This window comes from Sphingobium sp. ba1 (assembly GCF_000743655.1).
Classification (GTDB): domain Bacteria; phylum Pseudomonadota; class Alphaproteobacteria; order Sphingomonadales; family Sphingomonadaceae; genus Sphingobium.
In genome coordinates this window covers 1,359,162-1,379,096 of sequence record NZ_JPPQ01000069.1, presented here as the reverse complement: position 1 = coordinate 1,379,096, position 19,935 = coordinate 1,359,162, and the positions used below count along the sequence as shown (strand labels likewise).

The 19,935-nt window shown below is 65.3% G+C and carries 18 protein-coding genes and 1 pseudogene; 12 read left to right on the top strand and 7 right to left on the bottom strand.

Features of this window, described 5'->3' with window-relative positions; genetic code table 11:
* Positions 1-51 precede the first annotated feature (51 nt).
* Complete coding sequence (lspA, locus tag IL54_RS09725; protein WP_037475189.1) at positions 52-567, top strand: signal peptidase II; 516 nt, start codon at positions 52-54, stop codon at positions 565-567.
* Positions 567-980 (top strand): DUF3035 domain-containing protein, encoded by a 414-nt coding sequence (locus tag IL54_RS09720; RefSeq protein WP_037475187.1) that lies wholly within the window; start codon positions 567-569, stop codon positions 978-980. The genes lspA and IL54_RS09720 overlap by 1 nt, the downstream gene beginning before the upstream one ends.
* Before the next feature lie 55 nt (positions 981-1,035).
* Here IL54_RS09720 and dxs read toward each other — a convergent pair whose 3' ends face one another.
* Genes dxs through IL54_RS09695 form a run of 5 tightly spaced genes read right to left on the bottom strand, consistent with a single transcriptional unit; the run spans position 1,036 to position 6,092 of the window.
* The gene (dxs, locus tag IL54_RS09715; RefSeq protein WP_037475185.1) at positions 1,036-2,961 is read right to left on the bottom strand and encodes a 1-deoxy-D-xylulose-5-phosphate synthase; all 1,926 of its coding nucleotides are present in this window, start codon (positions 2,959-2,961) and stop codon (positions 1,036-1,038) included.
* Between the two features lie 58 nt (positions 2,962-3,019).
* Complete coding sequence (locus IL54_RS09710) at positions 3,020-3,487, bottom strand: Fur family transcriptional regulator (RefSeq protein ID WP_037475183.1); 468 nt, start codon at positions 3,485-3,487, stop codon at positions 3,020-3,022.
* Between the two features lie 45 nt (positions 3,488-3,532).
* Positions 3,533-3,859, bottom strand: a complete 327-nt coding sequence (locus tag IL54_RS09705) for a DUF423 domain-containing protein (protein ID WP_037475181.1) — start codon at positions 3,857-3,859, stop codon at positions 3,533-3,535.
* On the bottom strand, positions 3,856-5,670 hold the full coding sequence (locus IL54_RS09700; RefSeq protein WP_037475178.1) for a cation:proton antiporter domain-containing protein: 1,815 nt from the start codon (positions 5,668-5,670) through the stop codon (positions 3,856-3,858). The genes IL54_RS09705 and IL54_RS09700 overlap by 4 nt, the downstream gene beginning before the upstream one ends.
* Positions 5,670-6,092, bottom strand: coding sequence for an iron-sulfur cluster assembly scaffold protein (locus tag IL54_RS09695; protein WP_037475175.1), 423 nt, complete (start codon positions 6,090-6,092; stop codon positions 5,670-5,672). Before IL54_RS09695 ends, IL54_RS09700 begins: the two co-directional genes overlap by 1 nt.
* 440 nt (positions 6,093-6,532) lie before the next feature.
* Here IL54_RS09695 and trxB point away from each other — a divergent pair, with 440 nt between their 5' ends.
* Positions 6,533-7,495 carry a thioredoxin-disulfide reductase gene (trxB, locus tag IL54_RS09690; protein ID WP_037475172.1) on the top strand — a complete coding sequence of 321 codons (963 nt, stop codon included), beginning with the start codon at positions 6,533-6,535 and terminating at the stop codon, positions 7,493-7,495.
* 96 nt (positions 7,496-7,591) lie between these two features.
* Here the strand turns inward: trxB and IL54_RS09685 are convergent, their stop codons facing one another.
* Together IL54_RS09685 and IL54_RS09680 are read right to left on the bottom strand one after the other, a co-directional pair.
* Positions 7,592-7,882, bottom strand: a complete 291-nt coding sequence (locus IL54_RS09685) for a phosphopantetheine-binding protein (RefSeq protein WP_037475170.1) — start codon at positions 7,880-7,882, stop codon at positions 7,592-7,594.
* Positions 7,883-7,909: 27 nt separating this feature from the next.
* Complete coding sequence (locus IL54_RS09680; protein ID WP_037475167.1) at positions 7,910-8,914, bottom strand: GNAT family N-acetyltransferase; 1,005 nt, start codon at positions 8,912-8,914, stop codon at positions 7,910-7,912.
* Positions 8,915-8,964: 50 nt separating this feature from the next.
* Here IL54_RS09680 and IL54_RS09675 point away from each other — a divergent pair, with 50 nt between their 5' ends.
* The 9 genes and pseudogenes from IL54_RS09675 to IL54_RS09635 form a co-directional block, all read left to right on the top strand.
* Positions 8,965-10,509: an acyl-CoA ligase (AMP-forming), exosortase A system-associated gene (locus tag IL54_RS09675; protein WP_052027772.1), complete on the top strand. Its 1,545-nt coding sequence runs from the start codon at positions 8,965-8,967 to the stop codon at positions 10,507-10,509.
* Between the two features lie 74 nt (positions 10,510-10,583).
* On the top strand, positions 10,584-11,816 hold the full coding sequence (locus IL54_RS09670; RefSeq protein WP_037475164.1) for a pyridoxal-dependent decarboxylase, exosortase A system-associated: 1,233 nt from the start codon (positions 10,584-10,586) through the stop codon (positions 11,814-11,816).
* Positions 11,817-11,949: 133 nt separating this feature from the next.
* Positions 11,950-12,594, top strand: a complete 645-nt coding sequence (locus tag IL54_RS09665) for an XrtA/PEP-CTERM system exopolysaccharide export protein (protein ID WP_037475161.1) — start codon at positions 11,950-11,952, stop codon at positions 12,592-12,594.
* A gap of 1 nt (position 12,595) precedes the next feature.
* Positions 12,596-14,119, top strand: coding sequence for an XrtA system polysaccharide chain length determinant (locus IL54_RS09660; protein ID WP_037475160.1), 1,524 nt, complete (start codon positions 12,596-12,598; stop codon positions 14,117-14,119).
* A 27-nt stretch (positions 14,120-14,146) separates the two neighbouring features.
* Positions 14,147-15,073 carry a P-loop NTPase gene (locus IL54_RS09655; RefSeq protein WP_037475158.1) on the top strand — a complete coding sequence of 309 codons (927 nt, stop codon included), beginning with the start codon at positions 14,147-14,149 and terminating at the stop codon, positions 15,071-15,073.
* Entirely contained in the window at positions 15,070-16,662 is a 1,593-nt protein-coding gene (locus tag IL54_RS09650; protein WP_037475155.1) for a hypothetical protein, read from the top strand. The genes IL54_RS09655 and IL54_RS09650 overlap by 4 nt, the downstream gene beginning before the upstream one ends.
* Before the next feature lie 25 nt (positions 16,663-16,687).
* Positions 16,688-17,549, top strand: a pseudogene (locus tag IL54_RS25900) (XrtA/PEP-CTERM system-associated ATPase); the annotation flags it as partial.
* 769 nt (positions 17,550-18,318) lie between these two features.
* On the top strand, positions 18,319-19,167 hold the full coding sequence (locus IL54_RS09640) for an XrtA system polysaccharide deacetylase (RefSeq protein WP_037475151.1): 849 nt from the start codon (positions 18,319-18,321) through the stop codon (positions 19,165-19,167).
* 2 nt (positions 19,168-19,169) lie between these two features.
* Positions 19,170-19,935: GNAT family N-acetyltransferase (locus IL54_RS09635; RefSeq protein WP_156106286.1), on the top strand; the 766-nt coding region annotated here is incomplete at its 3' end.

Below are 19,935 nucleotides of genomic sequence, written 5' to 3'. Positions count from 1 at the left end.
CCTGAAACAAGTTCAGGATGACGACAGTTTTTTAGGCTAGAGAGCGCAGGCATGCCCACCCCCATTAACCACCGCCCGCTGGGCCTGACCGTGGCGATCGTGACGCTCGCGCTCGACCAGCTCATCAAATATACCGTCACCTATCCGCTGGCGCTGAAAAGCCGCGCGGATATCGGCATCGAAATCCTGCCGATCTTCCGCCTGCGCTGGCTGGAAAATCGCGGTGTCTCGATGGGCTTTTTCCACGCCGATACCGACCTGATGCGCTGGGCGCTGGTGGGCATGACCATCCTGATCGCCGGGTTCGTGGCCGTGTGGATGTGGCGCGAAAAGGCGCGGCAGGATGTCGCTGCTCTCGGCCTCGTCCTGGGCGGCGCGATCGGCAACATCGTAGACCGGATGCGGCTCGGCTATGTCATTGATTATGCCGATCTGCACTTCGGCGAATGGCGGCCCTTCCTGATTTTCAACCTGGCCGACGCGGCCATCACCATCGGGGTGCTGATCCTGCTTGCGCGGGCGTTGCTGCTGCGCGACAAGGACGCAAAGACGGAGACTTTGAAGTAATGCGTAAATTGATCCTCGCCGCTGGTCTGCTCACCACCCTGTCCGCCTGTGGCGGCGGCGGTGGCCTGTTCAACCGCGAGCGCCCCGACGAATTCGCCGTGTCGCGCCAGGCGCCCTTGGTCATCCCACCTGACTTCGCGCTGGTCCCGCCCGCGCCCGGCTCCCCGTCGGCCGCCTCGGTCGATTCGGGCAAGGCCGCGATGGACGCCATGTTCGGCGGCCCCGCCCAGCGCAGCGCCACCGAAACCGCGACGCTCGACGCCGCCGGCCGCGCCAATGCGGCAGCGGGCATCCGCTCCTCGGCCGGCGACCCCGCCACCGAAGTCGTGGAAAAGGGTGCCACCACCCGCGACATCATCGCCGCCCCCGAAGGCGACGGCCAGGACGCCAGGGCGGTGACGCCGCAACCGTAAGCGACAAAAAAAGGGGCCAATCGGCCCCTTTTTCATGGAAGCTATGGCGTGGGCGTTAAGCCCGCGCTTCCGTCCCAATACCCGCACTATTATGCCGCAGCGCCGTCAGCACCGTGTCGATGATCGCATCGGCATCCAGCCGCGCATCGGCATATTGTTTTTCGGGCTTGTCCTGATCCTGGAAAATATCCGGAAGCCGCAGCGTGCGGATCTTCAGCCCCGCGTCGGTCAGCCCCAAATCGCTCGCCAGCGTCAGCACATGCGCGCCAAGGCCGCCGATCGCGCCTTCCTCGATCGTCACGGCGACCTCATGGGTCGCCAGCAAGCGGCGGATCATCGCTTCATCGAGCGGCTTGGCAAAGCGCAAATCGGCAACGGTGGTGGACAGCCCCTTGGCCTCCAGCACCTCTGCGGCCTTGAGCGCCTCCTCCAACCGCGTACCGAGCGAAAGGATCGCAACCTGCCGCCCTTCGCGCATGATCCGGCCCTTGCCGATTTCCAGCCGTTCGGGCGTTTCCGGCATCGCCACACCGGTCCCGTTACCGCGCGGATAGCGCAGCGCGATCGGCCCGCTATCATGCATCGCGGCGGTATGCGTCATATGCACCAGTTCGGCCTCGTCCGCCGCTGCCATCACCACCATATTGGGCAGAGTGGCGAGGTAGGTGACATCGAAACTGCCCGCATGGGTCGATCCATCCGCGCCGACCAGCCCGGCCCGGTCGATCGCGAAACGCACCGGCAGGTTTTGGATCGCGACATCATGCACCACCTGGTCATAGGCGCGTTGCAGGAAGGTCGAATAAATGGCGCAGAAGGGTCGCATCCCCTCCGCCGCCAGCCCCGCCGCAAAGGTCACCGCATGTTGCTCGGCAATCCCCACGTCAAAAATCCGATCAGGGAAGGCGAGGGCGAATTTGTCGAGGCCGGTGCCCGATGGCATCGCCGCCGTAATCGCGCACAGTTTCGGGTCGCGCTGCGCCTCGGCGATCAGCGCCTGGGCAAAGACATTGGTGTAGCTTGGCGGGCCGGGCGGGGCTTTCGCCTGCGTGCCCGTCACTACATCGAATTTCTGCACGCCATGATATTTGTCGTCGGCGGCCTCGGCCGGGGCATAGCCCTTGCCCTTCTTCGTCACGACATGGACCAGGCATGGCCCCTCGGCCGCGTCGCGCACATTTTCCAGCACCGGGATCAACTGGTCGAGATTATGGCCATCAACCGGCCCGACATAATAGAAGCCCAGTTCCTCGAACAGGGTGCCGCCCATCGCCATGCCGCGCGCGAACTCGTCGGTCTTGCGCGCCGCATTGTGCAGCGGCCGGGGCAGCTTGCGCGCCAGTTTCTTGGCGAGATCGCGCAGCCCCAGAAACTCCCGGCTCGACACCAGCCGCGCGAGATAGCCCGAAAGGCCACCCACCGGCGGCGCGATCGACATGTCATTGTCGTTGAGGATGACGACCAGCCGATTGCCCGCCGCCTGCGCATTGTTCATCGCCTCATAGGCCATGCCCGCCGACATCGCGCCGTCGCCGATAACGGCGATGCCCTTGCCCGGCCGGTCCTGCATCTGGTTGGCGATAGCAAAGCCCAGCGCCGCGCTGATCGAGGTCGAGCTATGCGCCGCGCCGAACGGATCATAATCGGATTCGGCCCGCTTGGTGAAGCCCGACAGCCCGCCGCCCTGACGCAGGGTGCGGATGCGGTCGCGCCGCCCGGTCAATAACTTGTGCGGATAGCATTGGTGGCCGACATCCCACACCAGCTTGTCGCGTGGCGTGTCGAACACATAATGGATCGCGGTGGTCAGCTCCACCACGCCCAGCCCCGACCCCAGATGGCCGCCCGTCACACCCACGGCGGAAATCACTTCCTGCCGCAATTCATCGGCCAACTGCCGCAATTGTTCGGGCTTCAGGGTGCGCAGATCGGAAGGCCAGATGACCTGGTCGAGCAACGGCGTTTGCGGGCGATCATTCATGAAAGGAATAGACTCATATAGGCGCTGGGGCAGTAGGGCGAACGGCGCGATGCCGCGGTCACGCCGCGCATTTTGCGCAGGTGCCCAATATTTCGATGACCGGTCGTTCGGGCTTGAAGCCTTCCTGCTCGGCGACGGCACGGACCTGATTAGTCACCTTGTCGTCATCCAGATGGGTCGCCTGCTTGCAATTGCGGCACACCAGGAAGATGCAGTCGTGATGACAGCCCGGATGCGCGTTGGCGATATAGGCGTTGGCGCTTTCCACCCGCATCGCGATATTGTTCGTCACGAACAGGTCGAGAATGCGATAGACGCTGTTGGGTGCCACCCGCTTGCCCCGCGCCTTCGACACCGTATCGGCAATGTCATAGGCGGATGCGGGCTTTTCCTCGGCCGATAGCGCATCGAAAATGGCGGCGCGCATCGGCGTCCACTGTTCGCTCTGGGCTTCCAGCGTGCGGCGCGCGGCGTCGGCCAATTTGGTGCCGGTCGGCTCAATATGATGATGTTTATGGTCGGCCATCGGACCAATCTAGGCCGGGGCGGGGCCGGGGGCAAGGGCAGGCTGTCAGCGCTGCCCGAACTGCCATGCCGCCCATAGCCAGCCGCCGATCATCAGCACCCCGCCGATCGGCGTGATCGCCCCCAGCCAGCGCGGCGCGCCCAGCGCCATGGCATAGAGCGTCAACGCAAAGATTGCCGCGCCGATCAGCAGCAGCACCGCCGCGCCGCGCGCGACGCCCATGATCGCAATCGTCGCGACGGCATGGATCAATTGATAGGTGCCACCGGTGCGCAGCCATTCGACGGCCTTGGGATCGCTCACCCCATGCGCGCCGAACGCGCCCGCGCCAATGGCGAGCGCCGCGGACAAAGCCGCCAGGACAGCAATCATGTCTTTTCTCCATCGCCGCGCGTCAGCAGCCGCATCCCCTTGCCGGGGCGGTAGATCAGATCCTTCGCCGCGATCAGGTCGCCATGCTCGATCTGCAGCGCCAGCCTTTGTTCGTCATTGGCGCGATATTGACGCTCGACCTCCTCGACTTCCTCGTCAGGCACGCCCAGCGCCTGCATCGCCTGCACCCCCATGCAGATCGCCGATTCATAGACTTCGCGCACCACACCGGCGAGGTCCATATTCTGCAGCGCCAGCAATTGCCTGCGGTCGAACGCCCGCACCATCAGCGCGGCCTGCGGAAAGGCCTCGGCGATCGGCTGCAGCGCGCGGCTGTCGAGCGAAGGGTCGTCAATGCAGAAGGCGATCAGCCGGGCATCGTCGGCACCGGCGCGATGGAGCAGGTCGATGCGCGTGCCATCGCCATAATAGACTTTCGTATCGAACCGCTGCGATACTTCGATCTGCGCGGGTTTCTTGTCGATCGACACGACGGCAAAGCCATGGCCGATCAGCATCTGCGCCACCGTCTGGCCAAAACGGCCATAGCCAACGATGATCGCGGTGCCGCGCGGGGCCTCGTCCGGGCCGGGCAAGTCAGCGCCATCGCGCGACGCGGCGAACTCGAACCGGCGGGCGAACAGCATCAGGAACGGCGTCGTCGCCATGGAGAAGGTGACGATCGCACTGAACAGGCTCGACGCTTCGGGCGCGATCAGCATCGCGCTCTGCGCCTGCGCAAACAGCACGAACCCAAATTCGCCGCCCTGCGACAGAAGAAGCCCTGCGCCCAGCGCCGGTCGCCAATCCATGCCGAACAATCGCGCGAGGCCAGCGATGATCGCCGCCTTGGTCGCGACCAAAATCAGCGCCATGCCGATGACGAACACCGGATTGGCCGCAACGGTCTTGAGGTCCAGCACCATGCCGACCGCCAGGAAGAAGAGGCCGAGCAGGATCGAGCGGAAGGGTTCGACATCGGCCTCTATCTCATGCCGATAGGGCGAATCGGCCAGCATCACGCCCGCCACGAACGCCCCAAGCGCGGTTGACAGATGCAGGCTGTGCATCAGCGCCGCCGCCGCCAGCACGGTAAACAGCCCGACCACCACGAACAATTCGCGTTCGCCCAGCCGCCCGACCAGCCCCAGCAAAGGCCGCAGAATGAACCGCCCCGCCAGCACCAGCCCCGCAATCGCCGCGACCGTATAGCCCGCCAACACCCATCCCGGCGGCCCGGCGGCATCGGCCGGATTGCGCGACAGCGCGGCGATGATCGTGATCAGCGGCACGATCGACAGATCCTGGAACAGCAGGATCGAAAAGGCTTTTTCGCCAAAGGGCGAGTTGATCCGGCCACTGGATTTGAGACCCGGTAACACCTGCGCCGTCGATGACAGCGCCAGCGGCAGGCCCAGCGCGATCGCCGCGCCCCAGGTGAAGCCGGTGGAATAGAAGATGATCGCCGTCAGCACACAACCGCACAACACCACCTGCGCCAGCCCCAGCGCAAAAATGTCGCGCTTCAACCGCCACAGCCGCGCCGGGTGGAGTTCAAGGCCGACGAGGAAGAGCAGCAGCACGATGCCGATTTCGGCAATCGCCAGCTTCGATTCGCCGCCGCCGACCAGCCCCAGCCCCTGCGGCCCGACAAGCGCGCCCGCGACCAGATAGCCCAGCACCGCACCCAGCCCGAACCGGCGGAACAGCAGGACGAACAGCACGGCCGCCCCCAGCAGGATGACGCCTTCCGACAACAGCATGTCGGTGGCGCTGACCGGAACGGGCAGGGGGGCAGGCATCATCTGCATCAGGCGTCCGCCATCCGCGCCGCTTCGGCTATCGCTTCAAAGCCCAGCCGAATGGACGCATGCCGCGCCGGGTAGCCGCGCGCCGGGGCCAGTACGGCAAGGCCCGGCCAGAAATCCAGATCCTCGCTCGCGCCCGACAGATAAGCGGTCAGCTTGTCGCGCGCCTCGGCGAGTTCGTCGGCGCTCATCCCGATCGCCTGCGCCGCCATCAGCGACGCCGACGCCTGCCCCAACGCGCAGGCCTTCACGTCCAGCCCCATCTGCGCCAGCCGCCCATCCGCCATCGCCACATCGACCACGATCCGCGATCCGCAAGTCGGCGACCGTTTCTCCACACTCGCCTGCGGTTCGGGCAAGCGGGCATGATGCGGGATGCTGGCGGCGAGCCGCAATATGTCTTTGTTATACAGGGGAGCGCTCATCCCATCCCATGTAGGACAGGATCGTCGCGGGGTGAAGGCGGGGAATAGGGATGCGGGAAATAAGCTGGCAACACGCAATCCTGATGGCCCCTTCCAATGTAGGAAAATCCCTGATCTAACCGGCCGGTGCATCAGCCGCCTGCCACCATCCGTCCCCAGCCAATCCCTGTCGCGCTACTGCCGCGCCACCATTACCCAACTGTCGCGTCACAGGCGCGAACCTGTCGCGTCACCGTCGCGTCGCGGTGGCTTTCCCGTAGCCATTCGCCCGAATCCTCCTTAAAAATCACGCCTGCGACACTGTGAACTTCGCCCCGTCGCGTCCCTGTAACCCCACCCACATCCCTGCTTGCCGCCCCCCAAGCAAATCCATCGCTTGCCTGCGCGCCGTCACGGCCTATCTCTCCTCCACTACGAATCGCAGCCGGAAAGCCCCGTTCATGACCGCCACCCACTCGACCCGCATGCTCATCCTTGGTTCCGGCCCCGCCGGTCTGTCCGCCGCCATCTATGGCGCGCGCGCTGGCCTCGCGCCGATCGTGGTGCAGGGGATGCAGCCGGGCGGTCAGCTCACCATCACCACCGATGTTGAAAATTATCCCGGTTTCAAGGACGTGATCCAGGGGCCATGGCTGATGGAACAGATGCAGGCGCAGGCCGAACATGTCGGCGCCAAGATGATGTATGACCAGATCGTCGATGTCGACCTGTCGCAGCGTCCCTTCCGCCTGACCGGCGATGGCGGCATCGTCTATGTCGCCGACACGCTGGTCATCTGCACCGGCGCGCAGGCGAAATGGCTGGGCGTCGAGGGCGAGGAGCATCTGCAGGGCAAGGGCGTGTCCGCCTGCGCCACCTGCGACGGCTTCTTCTATCGCGGCAAGAAGGTGGTGGTGATCGGCGGCGGCAATACCGCGGTCGAAGAAGCGCTCTACCTCACCAACCACAGCCATGACGTCACGCTGATTCACCGCCGCGACACGCTGCGCGCCGAAAAAATCCTGCAGGAACGGCTGTTCGCCCATCCGAGCATCAAGATATTGTGGAACAAGGCGGTCGACAAATTCGTCGGCGGCGGCACGCCCGAAGGGCTGGTCGGCGTCGATCTGATCGACACCGTCACCGGCGAGCGGTCGCACGAACCCACCGACGGCGGTTTCGTCGCGATCGGCCATCATCCCGCGACCGAATTGTTCACCGGCAAGCTGCCGATGGACGAAGGCTATCTGCTGGTCGACAAGGGCACCACCCACACCGCCATCCCCGGCGTCTTCGCCGCGGGCGATGTCACCGACAAAATCTACCGCCAGGCCGTAACCGCCGCCGGCATGGGCTGCATGGCCGCGCTCGATGTCGAGAAGTTCCTGGCGGAAGCTGACTTCGAAGCGATGGCGGCCGAATGACATGACCTCCGTTCGTTTCGAGCGAAGTCGAGAAACGAGGTAGAGCCGAGTCCAGCGAAGCTAAACGCTTCTCGACACGCTCGAAGCGAACGGACCTTACTGGGCCACCTTACCCCGCGCAAAGGCCACCAGCGACCCGAACGTCTCGAACGTGTCACCGTCGATATCGTCATCCTCGATCAGGATATCGAAGCGATCCTCCATCTCGGTCAGCAGCCCCGCAACCGCCATGGAATCCAGCTCAGGCAGCGCGCCGAACAAGGGCGTGTCCGCCTCGAACGCATCGACCCGCTCCTGGGACAGGCCCAGAACGTCGCGAAGCAATGTCCGCGTCAGAGTGTCGATGGTATCGGCCTGACCGACCGGCGAAGGATGATTGGCCCGCATAAGGGCGCTTTCCTAGTCATTCATGCCCTATCCGACAAGCGCGGAAATCGCCGTCCGCGCCGCCGGGAGCCAGCTCGACGCATAGCGTGGATTGAAGGCGTCGATCCGGTGCAGCGCGATCCGCTCCTCCATCCAGTCGGCCTTATAGCCATTGTCACCAGTGCCATAGTCGATCAGCGCGACCCGATCCTGGTCGATGGCCTGCGCAAACATGGCGTGGCTCAGCAAGGTGCCGGGGGACCCGGCATCGTGGGCGCGATCATGGGAGAGTTTGTGAATGAGGGCAACGCCATGCTCGACCGTCCAATATTGCGTCGCCACCGCCCGCCCATCGAGCCGCGCAAAGCCCAGCCGCAACGTCCCCGCATCGCTCTCCTGCTCCGCAAGCGCGCGCAGGAAGGCTAGCCCCGGCTCCGCCGCCTTCCAGCTACGGTCATGCACATCGACATAGTCCTGCCACAGATCGTCGGTCAGCCGGTCGCTGATCGACAGTACATAAGGACTGTTGCGCGCCTTGCGCCGCACCAGCGTCCGCAACCGGCCCGGCCGCGCCGCCCAATAGGTCGCGAAATCCCGTCCCGCCGGGCGCAGCAGATAGCGTCCGCCCATTGGCCGCGACAGCGCAAACCAGCCCGCCCGCCGCAAACTGGCGCGCAGTGCGCCGCCATCTTCCAGCGGATAGAAATCCATCTGGCTATGGCCCGCCAGCAAATGCCGCGCCAGCGCATCGAGCAGCCGACCCTGTTGCGCCTCGTCGGGGTCGCCCACAAATATCGGCGCCCAGGCAAAACTATACCAATTGGCCAGCGCAGACACGCGCCGCGCTTCCGGCTGCATCAGGACCATCCACGCCTGCACGCCCATATCCTCCGCCACCAGCACGCGCACCGGCGCGGCGGCAAAGCAATGCTGATGCAGCAGCGCATACCAGTCGAACCGGTCGAACAGGGAAGGCATGGCCATCCGATCGGCACGGCCCTGCAGCGCGTGCCCGACTTCGGCCAGGCTGTGATATTCCCTTGTCGTCGGCAACCGACTATCTCCGCAACCAGAAGAGGAACGCTTAGGTGCAAAGTCTGGAAATGGAGTTAAGCCCGACAGGCCCGTCTGCGGGCAGCCTGCCGATCGATCATGTCCTACTGCGTGGCGATTCGCTCCGCCCGGCGCTGGACGGGCGATCGGGCACTTATACTTTCGCCGAACTGGAAGAAACGCTGGGACGGCTGGCGGGCTGGCTGGCCGGGTTCGGGCTGGAACCGGGCGCGCGCGTCGCGAGCTGGATCGCCAAGGGGCCGGTCGCAGCCTTGATGCCGCTCGCCGCGCCCCGCGCGGGCCTCGTCCATGTGCCAATCAACCCGTTGCTCAAACATGCCCAGGTCGCCCATATCCTGTCCGACAGCGGAGCCGCGATGCTGATCGGCACAGCGCCGCGACTCGACAGCCTGTTGCCCGGCGACGTGCCGCCCGATTGCCATCTGCATCGGGAGGAGGACGCCGCCTGCGCCATGAGCGGCGGCGATCCGATCGGCCCGTCCGACGCTGCGCCCGACACGCTGGCCGCCATCCTCTACACCAGCGGATCGACCGGACGGCCCAAGGGCGTGATGCTCAGCCATGCCAATCTCTGGCTGGGCGCGGTCGCTGTGGCCGATTATCTGGGGATGGGCGCGGACGACCGGACCGCCTGTGTCCTGCCGTTCAGCTTCGACTATGGCCAGAACCAGCTCTTCTCGACCTGGACCGCGGGCGGCTGCGTCTATCCGCTCGACTATCTGACCCCGCGCGATGTGATGAAGCTGGTCGACCGACGCGACATCACGACGCTCGCCGGGGTGCCGCCGCTCTGGGTGCAACTGACCGAACTGGACTGGCCACAGGACGTCGCCGCCAAGCTCAAGCGGCTGACCAACAGCGGCGGCGCGCTGACCCGGCCTCTTGTGGCAAAACTGCGCGCCCTGTTCCCCCGCGCCGACCTTTATCCCATGTATGGCCTGACCGAAGCCTTCCGCTCCACCTATCTGCCGCCCGCTTTGGTGGACAGCCACCCCGATTCGATGGGTCGCGCGATCCCCTTTGCCGAGATATTGGTGCTGCGCCCCGATGGCAGCGTCACCGATGACGACGAACCGGGCGAGCTTGTCCATTGCGGCCCGCTGGTGGCGCAGGGCTATTGGCGCGACGCCGCCCGTACCGCCGAACGCTTCAAGCCCGCGCCTACTGCCTCCCGCTATGGCGGCATGGCAGTGTGGTCGGGCGACACGGTGCGGCGCGACGCGCAGGGGCTGCTTTATTTCGTCGGTCGCGACGATGCGATGATCAAGTCGGCGGGTAACCGCATCAGCCCGACCGAGATAGAGGAAGCCGCCGTCGCCGTCGCCGGTGTCGCCGAAGCGGTGGCCCTGGGGGTGAAGGATGACCGGCTGGGCCAGGTGGTCCGACTGCTGCTACGCGCCGACGATCCGGCGGTCGCGCAGGCGGTCGCCGCCCACCTTAAAAGCGAACTGCCCAATTATATGCAGCCAAGGGACATCCTTGTGCTGGACGAATTTCCCAGCAATCCCAACGGCAAGACCGATCGAGTCGCCCTCGCGCATCAACATGGTGCTCCTGCGAAAGCAGGAGCCTAGGGTGAGGCAGGTGACCTATTGCCCTGGACTCCTGCTTTCGCAGGAGCACATATGATGCTGAGAGGGTTTTACAGATGAAGCCGATGGGACCGATCCCGCCCTGGTTCGCCGGCGAGGAGGGCATGTTGCTGATCGGCGGCTATGGCGCGGCCAGCTTGGTGGATGAGGCAGGCGACACGCCGCTCTTCGCCTATGACATGGCGATCGTCGAGGCCCAAGTCCGGCGCTTCCGTGCCGCCATGCCGCCCGCCCTGCACCTCCATTATGCGATCAAGGCCAACCCTTACGCCCCGCTGCTCGCGGGCATGGTGGCGCAAGTCGATGGCTTCGACATCGCGTCGGGCGGCGAGTTGGACATGGCGCTCGCGGCCGGGATGGACCCGTCACGGATCAGCTTTGCCGGGCCGGGCAAGCGGAATGACGAACTGGAAGCCGCCATTTTCGCAGGCGTCACGCTGAACATTGAATCCGAAGGGGAGGGGCGTCGCGCGCTCGCCATCGGCCAGCGGATCGGCAAGACCCCGCGCGTCGCGGTGCGGGTCAACCCGGACTTCCATCTCAAAGGCTCCGGGATGCGGATGGGCGGCGGGGCCAAGCCGTTCGGCGTCGATGCCGATCGCGCGGCGGCGCTTGCCCGCGCGATGATCGACGGCGGGGCCGACTGGCGCGGCTGGCACATTTTCGCTGGCTCGCAAAATCTCGACGCCCTGGCGATCATCGAGACGCAGGCTGCCACCCTCGCGCTGGCGGCGCGCCTGTCCGAAGCGGTTGGCGTAGCGCCGCCGCTGGTCAATCTGGGCGGCGGCTTTGGCCTTGCTTACTTCCCCGGCGACGTCCCGCTCGACATCCGCCCCATCGGCGTCGCCCTCGACAGCGCGCTGGAATCATTGCCCGACATCCTCAAACCCACCCTTTTCGCGATCGAACTCGGCCGCTGGCTGGTGGGGGAGGCGGGCGTCTATCTAACCCGCGTAATCGACGTTAAGGTCAGCCAGGGCGAAACCTTCGTCGTCGTCGATGGCGGCCTGCATCACCAACTCGCGGCCAGCGGCAATTTCGGCACCGTCGTCCGCCGCAACTATCCGATCGCCATCGCCAACCGTTTCGGCGCGGACCCGGCGGCAGAACCCGTGACCGTCGTCGGCTGCCTTTGCACGCCGATCGACCGGCTCGGCGACAAGGTGGCGTTACCCCAGGTGCAGGAAGGCGACCTCATTGCCATCTTCCTTGCAGGGGCCTATGGCGCGTCGGCAAGTCCGACCGCTTTTCTTGGCCACCCAAGTCCTCGTGAAGTTTTACTTGGCTGAATTACTCTGCACATAACTCCTAACGGTATCTTTACCCTTTGACGGCATGAAGAGGTCCGAAGCCCTGTGCTGAACGGCCTTGCCACCCCTCTTTGGCGGCCGGTCACACAAGGCCGCACAAAGAGGTGAGAATATGCGTTTCCTGTCCGTTTCCAGGCTCCTGATCGGCGCATCCTTGCCCGCCGTCGCCCTGTCGGGCTGCGCCACGGTGCCTGCCGGGCCGCAACTGCCCCCGGCATCCTTCGTGTCGACACAGGAAGGACCGGGCGAGGAATATATCATCGGCCCGCTCGATGACCTCACCATCTTCGTGTGGCGCAATCCCGAACTGGGTGCCAAGGTCCAGGTGCGGCCCGACGGGCGCATCACCACGCCGCTGATCACCGACATGCCGGCCGTGGGCAAGACGCCCCGGATGCTGTCGGACGACATCAAGCTGGCGCTCACCAAATATATCGAAAATCCGCTCGTTTCGGTCATCGTCAACAATTTCAGCGGTACCTTCAGTCAACAGGTGCGGATCGTCGGCGCAACCGACAAGCCCGCTTCCATCCCCTATCGCGCCAACATGACCTTGCTCGACGCGATGATCTCGGTCGGTGGCCTGTCCGAATTTGCAGCGGGCAACCGCGCACGCCTCGTCCGCTTCGACAAGGGTAGCGGCAAGCAAAAGGAATATCAGGTCCGCCTGAACGACCTTCTCAAGAAGGGCGACACGCGCGCCAACGTCATGCTCGCCCCCGGCGACGTCATCATCATCCCTGAAAGCATGTTCTGATATGGCCGGTCTTTACGACGAATTGCTGGTCCTGCTCCATGGCATATGGAGCCGCCGCTGGATCGCGCTGGGCGTCGCCTGGGGCGTGGCCATGCTTGGCTGGCTCGGCGTGGCGCTGATCCCCAACAGCTATGAATCGAAGGCGCGGGTCTATGTCAGCACCCAGTCGTTGCTGGAGGACAAGGTCGGCATCACCCAGGTCCAGTCGCAGCAGGAACTGGAGCGCGTGCGTAGCACGCTCGCCAGCGCCGAAAATCTCGAAAAGGTCGTGCACGAAACCGATCTGTCGCAGGGCGTCTCCGGCCCGCGCGATGTCGCCGCCAAGATCACGAAGCTGCGTGAAAATATCACCGTGATGGCGCAGGCCGACCCCAGCATGATCGACATCAGCGCCGTGTCGGCCGATTCGAGCCTGTCGGACGGCGCGAACGCCCGCATCGCGCAGCAGGTGGCGCAGAAGCTGATCGACATCTTCCAGGAGGAAAATCTCTCCGGCGATCGGACGCAAACCCGACAGAGCCTCGCATTCCTCGACCAGCAAATTGCTGCACGCGGCAAGCAGATGGAGGCCGCCGACCAGCGTCGCGTCGAATTTGCCCAGCGCTATGTTGGGCTGTTGCCCGGCGCAGGCTCCATCAGCCAGCGCATGGACGCCGCGCGGATGGAGATCAACCAGATCGATTCGCAGCTGGTGCAGGCGCAAAGCGCTTTGAGCGCGATGAACGGCCAGTTGGCAGGCACGCCGCAAAGCCTGCCGGGCGTCGGCGCTGCGGGCGGCCCTTCGGCGCTCAGCCAGGCCCAGTCGAACCTTGCCGGGATGCGCGCGCGCGGTTGGACCGCCAACCATCCCGACGTGATCGCGGCGCAACGCGAAGTCGATGCCCTGCGCCGTCAGGGTGGCGGCGGCAGCGCAGGCGGCGGCGGTGGCACGCCCAATCCCGCCTATCTGTCGATCAAGTCGATGCAGGCCGAACGCGCCGCCACGGTGCAGGCGCTCTCCACCCGCAAGGCACAGCTCCAGGCCGATCTCAACGCCATGATGGCCAAACAGGTCGACGAGCCGGGCATCGCATCGGAGCAGGAAAAGCTCGACCGCGACTATGAAGTGCTCAAGACCCAATATGACAAGCTGCTCGCCGATCGCGAGGAAATCCGCCTGCGTGGCGAGGTGAAGTCGGAAACCGGATCGGTCCAGTTCCGCGTCATCAACCCGCCCAGCGTCCCCACCGCACCGACTGCACCCAACCGGCCGCTGTTGCTGCTCGGCGTGCTGATCGTCGGCATCGGCGCGGGTGTCGGCGTCGCCTTCGCCATGGGCCAGCTCAAGGGAACATTCCCCACCGCCGCCCGTCTGGAACGCGCCATCGGCCTGCCGGTCGCCGGATCGATCAGCCAGGCGGTCAGCGCGACGCAGGTCGCCGTCGAAAAGCAACGCATGAAGTGGTTTGCGGGCGCCAGCGGCGGGCTGGCGGCGGTCTGCCTGCTGCTGATCGTCGTCGAATTTGTCCAGCGCGGCATGGCTTGAGATGTGGGCGTGAAGGAACCAGGAAACATGAACCAGCATAGCCCCATCAAAGGCGGTTCGCTGATCGAGCGCGCCACCGAAATCTATGATTTCAGCGCTGCGCTGCGTGGCCGCGCCGCGCCTGCGGTCGAAATGCCCGCTGATGCCCCGCCGCTCGTCGAGCCGGTCGCTGTCGCGCCCGCGGCCTTGGCCCCCGCGCCGACGGGCTTCCGCGCCTTGCCCTGGACCGGCCCCATCCAGCCGATCGACCGCATCGCGCTCGCGGAAGCTGGCCTGCTCCAGCCCGACGGCCCCGTCACGGCGATGAGCGAGGAGTTCCGCCTGCTCAAGCGCGACCTGCTTGCGCAGCTACAGGATAATAAGCGCGGCAACCGCATCCTCGTCTGTTCGCCTCATAGCGGCGACGGCAAGAGCTTCTGCGCGATCAACCTGGCGCTCAGCCTCGCGGCCGAAAAGGATCGCGAAATCCTGCTGATCGACGCCGATTTCGGCAAGCCCGGCATCCCCGCCGCGCTGGGCCTCGATGCTGGCCCCGGCCTGATGGACGCGCTCGCCGATCCACTGATGGCGATCGAGGATTGCGTGATCCGCACCGATATCCCCTCGCTCTCGATCCTGCCGGCCGGACAGCGTAGCAATGCGGACACCGAATTTCTGTCATCTGCGCGCACCGAACAATTGCTCGCGCGCCTGACGGAAGGACGGCCCGACCGCATCCTCGTGTTCGATTCGCCACCGCTGCTCGCGGCCTCGCCCGCCGCCGTGCTGGCCAGCCATGTCGCCATCGCCCTGCTGGTGGTGCGCGCCGACAAGACCAGCGAAGCCGCCGTGCGCGACGCGATCGGCCTGCTCAAGGGCGGGGCGCAGGTCCAGCTTCTGCTCAACGCCGTGCGCTTCACCGGCGGCGGCCGCCGTTTCGGCAGCTATTATGCCAAGGGGGAACCCCGCTCATGACCCGTTACTGGATCGGCGGCGCATCGCTCGTCGCGCTGGCGACCGCCGCCGCGCCCGCGCTGGCGCAGGATACGGATCGCCGCATGAACGTCACGCCCTATATCGGCATCGATCAGGTCGTGACCGGCCCGCTCAAGGGCGGCGGCGACGTGCTGACCTACACCAATGTCACCGCTGGCCTGACCGCCGAAGTGCAGAACCGTCGCGTCGAGGCGGTGGTCGACGTCCAATATAATCATAGCTTCGGCTGGGGCAGCCAGGCACCGGACCAGGACGTGCTGAGCGGCATCGCCAGCGCGCGCGTCAATCTGGCGCGGGGCCTGTCGCTTAACGCAGGCGGCTTTGCGACGCGGGTGCGGACCGACGGCCTGTCGGGCGCGACCTCGCTCAACGACAATAGCTTCACCAGCCAGGTCTATGCCGGCTATGTCGGCCCGTCCTACACGACGCAGGTCGGCGATTTCACCGTCAACGGCTCCTACCAATTGGGCTATGCGCGGGTCGAAGACAGCGTCAATGCCGATTTCGTGGGCGGGCAGGGCGGTTCCTTCGCTGATAGCTGGACGCACAGTCTGTTGGGGTCGGTCGGCTTTGCCCCCGACACGCTGCTGCCGGTGGGCCTGACCGCCAGCGCAGGCTATAATCGCGAAGACGCCAGCCAGCTCGACCAGCGGTTCGAAAATGCCTGGGGTCGGCTCGATGCGACTCTGCCGGTCTCGCGCACCGTCGCGCTGATCGGCGGTATCGGCTATGAAAAGATCGAGATCAGCCAGCGCTCGCCGCAACGTGCGACCGATGGCACGCCGCTCATCCGCAACGGCCGCTATGTCACCGATAAAAGCTCGCCGCGCGCGCTCATCTATAATTTCGACGATATCATCTGGGATGCAGGCGTCCTCTGGCGGCCCAGCCGCCGCACGTCGCTGACCGCGCGCGTGGGTGAACGCTATGGCGGCATGACCTATCAGGGCAGCTTCACCTGGCAGGGGCAGGACAGCAGCTTCGGCGTCATGGTCTTCGACGGCATCGACAGTTTCGGCCGCATGATCATGGCCGATGTCGCCGCCGTTTCGGGCAGCAGCCTCAATGTCGTGCGCAATCCCTTCACCGGCGACCTCACCGGCTGCGCCTTCTCGACCACCGGCGGCGGGCAATGTTTCAACGACTCGCTGTCGGGCATCACTGACGCGAATTTCCGCTATCGCGGCGTCGCGGCGCAATATGCCCTGCGGCGCGGGCCATGGGGTTGGGGCCTTGGCGCTGGCTATTCGCAGCGCAAGTTCATCACGCCGCAGGGCCAGAGCGTGCTGATCAGCGGATCGCGCGACGAAAACTGGTATGGTAACGGTTCGGTCAGCTACATGTTCAACGACAGCGACAGCATGGATCTGGTCACCTACATCAACTATTTCGATGCCAGTGGCGATCGGCCGGACGTGCTGAACTTCGGCGCGTTCACCAGCTATTATAAAAGCCTGACCCGGCGTTTGTCCGCATCGGCCTCGGTCGGCGTGGACGGCGTCCAGGCGGACGATTTCGAAACTATCATCAGCGCGTTGGGCCAGGTCGGCCTGCGCTACAGCTTCTAACGGGTCGGCCTGGGGAGACGAAGATATGTATGATCAATTCTACGGTTTGCAGGGTCGCCCGTTCCAGCTGACGCCGGACCCGCATTATTATTTCGAAAGCGCCACCCATCGCAAGGCGCTGTCCTATCTCGGCTATGGTCTGGCGCAGGGCGAAGGCTTCATCGTCATCACCGGCGACATCGGCGCGGGCAAGACCACGTTGGTCGGCCATCTGATGCAGACGATCGACCCTTCGCGTCTCACCGCGGTCAAGATCGTCTCGACCCAGGTGCAGGGCGACGACATGCTGCGCCTCGCCGCGCAGAGCTTCGGCCTCGCGACGGAGGGCATGACCAAGGCGGCGACGCTGCAACAGGTGGAAGCCTATCTCCACATGCAGGCGCGCGCCGGACGGCGCACCCTGCTGATCGTGGACGAGGCGCAGAATCTCGCGGTCTCGGCGATCGAGGAATTGCGGATGCTGTCCAATTTCCAGTTGGGCGGCCAGTCGCTGCTGCAGATTTTCCTGCTCGGCCAGCCTGAATTTCGCGACCTGCTGAAATCGCCGCAGCTCGAACAATTGCGCCAGCGGGTCATCGCGACCCATCATCTCGAACCGATGATGGCCAATGAAGTCGAACCCTATGTCATTCACCGCCTGACCGTGGCGGGCTGGGACGGTCGCCCGATCTTCAGCCGCGATGCCTTCGCCGCGCTCTACGCCGCGACCGGCGGCGTACCGCGTCGCCTGAACGCGCTGGTCAGCCGCGTCCTGCTGATGGGCGCGATCGAGCAATTGGATGCGATCGACGCCGATGTGGTGCAGGCGGTCGTCGCCGATATGGGTCTCGACATCGACGTCACGCCAGCGGCAATGACGCCGTCCGCGCTGGACGATGTCGAAGATGTCGAGGACGACAGCACCCCAATCGCGCCGGAAGTCGAAGCAGAAGCAGAAGCCGAAGCGGACGTGGCAGACGACATCGCACCGCTCGAATTGGCAACAGTCGAAGAAGCGAACGAGATCGTCGCCGAAGTCGAGGAAGAGCAAGATATGATCGAAGAGAGCTGGCCCTTCGCCTCCGGCACACAGGATGCCGAGATCGAAGATGCGCCGGTCGCGCTCGAAAACAACGTCGCGCAGGACGACGCCACCCTTGGCGACTTCACGTCGCCCTACGACCAGCAGGACTGGTCGATGCAGCGCGCGCCTTTCGCGCCGCCTGTCGGGGAGGAAGCCATCGAAGAGGATGACGATCAGCCCGAAGCCGACGTCGTCGAAGAATTGGCCGACGAACTGGACGCCAAGATCGCCGACCTGCACGAAGCCGAGGCCGAACAGCCCGACACCATCGACGCCCAAGCCGTCGAAACGCTGCGCCACGATATGCTGGGCGAGATCGAAGCCTTGCGCGCTGAAATCGCCTCGCTGCGCGCGGTGCAGGCGCATGTGCCTTTCGTTCCCGCCCAGACGATCGATCCCGAAGCGCTCAAGGATTGCTTCACCCTGATCGAGGAGCGGCTGTCCTCGCTGGAATTCCGCGCCGAGGAGCAGGATACGGCACTTCGCCGCGTCCTGACCCTGCTGGTCGATTGGGTCGAACGCGAAGATCGCATGGCGGGGGTGACGCAGGACAGCGTCGCCGCCTGACTGCAAGACGCGCTGGGATCACCGGAATGATGCAGAACGCCCTGTCGGTCGATGTCGAGGACTGGTTCCAGGTCGGCGCGTTCGAGCGCACGATCCGTCGCGCCGATTGGGACGGGCTGACTCACCGGGTCGAGGGCAATACCGACGCCGTGCTGGACCTGTTCGCGCAGGCGGACGTCAGGGCGACCTTCTTCACCCTGGGCTGGGTAGCGGAACGCTATCCCGCGCTCATGCGCCGTATCGCAGACGCCGGGCACGAAGTCGCCAGCCATGGCTATGACCATGCCCGCGTCTTCACCTTCACCCCCGAAGCCTTCCGTTCCGATCTGCGCAAGGCCCGCGCCATATTGGAAGATGCCAGCGGTCAGGCCGTGACCGGCTATCGCGCACCCAGTTTCTCGATCGACACCCGCACCCCCTGGGCGCATCCCATCCTGGCGGAGGAAGGCTATCGCTATTCCTCCAGCGTCGCGCCGATCCGGCATGATCATTATGGCTGGCCGGAATCGCCGCGCTTCGCCTGGAAACCCGTGTCGGGGTCCGATCTGGTCGAATTGCCGGTAACGACGGCGAAACTGGGCAATCGCACGCTGGCGGCGGGGGGAGGGGGCTTTTTCCGCCTGCTCCCCTATGGCTTTTCGCGCTGGGCGATCCGGCAAGCCAATCATCAGGCCGGGCGGCCCGCTATCATCTACTTCCATCCTTGGGAAATCGACCCGGACCAGCCGCGCGTCGCTGAGGCGCCGTTGCGCTCGCGCCTGCGCCATTACAGCAACCTGTCGGTCATGGCCGCCAAGCTGCGCCGCCTGACGCGCGACTTCGCCTGGACGCGGGTCGATGCGCTGGCCGACGCCGAAGCGGCACGCGCGTCCTGACCATGGGGCAGTCCGCCACCCCCTTCGTCACGATCATGGACCTGGCCGACCCGGCACAGGCGCGGGCGGTTGACGCCTATGTCATGGCTCATGCCGACGGCACCCCCTTTCACCGCCCGGCCTGGTTGCTGGCCGTGCAGGACGGCACCGCCAATCCGGCCCTGCTACTCGCAGCGGTCGGCCCTTCGGGCGGCATCAGCGGGCTCTTGCCGCTGCATCATGTGCGCAGCCGCCTGTTCGGCCAAGCGCTCGTTTCGACCGCCTTCGCCGTCGATGGTGGTATATTGGCTGACAATGATCGCGCCGCCACGGCCCTCGTCAGGGCGGCGGAAGATCTGGCGCGCGATCGCGGCGGCCTGTCGCTGGAACTGCGCGGCGGCCCGGTGCCCGGCGGAGCCTGGGAACAGCGCGCCGACCAGCATGTCGGCTTCGTCCGGCCGATCGCCGCCGACGACGACGCGGAACTGCTCGCCATCCCGCGCAAGCATCGTGCCGAGCTGCGCAAGGCGCTGGCGAACCCCGCCTTGGCGATCGACATTGGCCGCAGCCGCCAACATCTGCGCGACCATTATCGCGTCTACGCCACTAGCGTCCGCAACCTCGGCACCCCGGTCTTCCCCGCGCGCCTGTTCCGCGCCGTGCTGGAGCGGTTCGGCGAGGATGCGGACATATTGATCGTGCGCGATGGCGACCGGCCTGTCTCGGCCGTGCTGACGCTCTATCATCGCGGGCGGGTCATGCCCTATTGGGGCGGGGGCCTCGCCGACG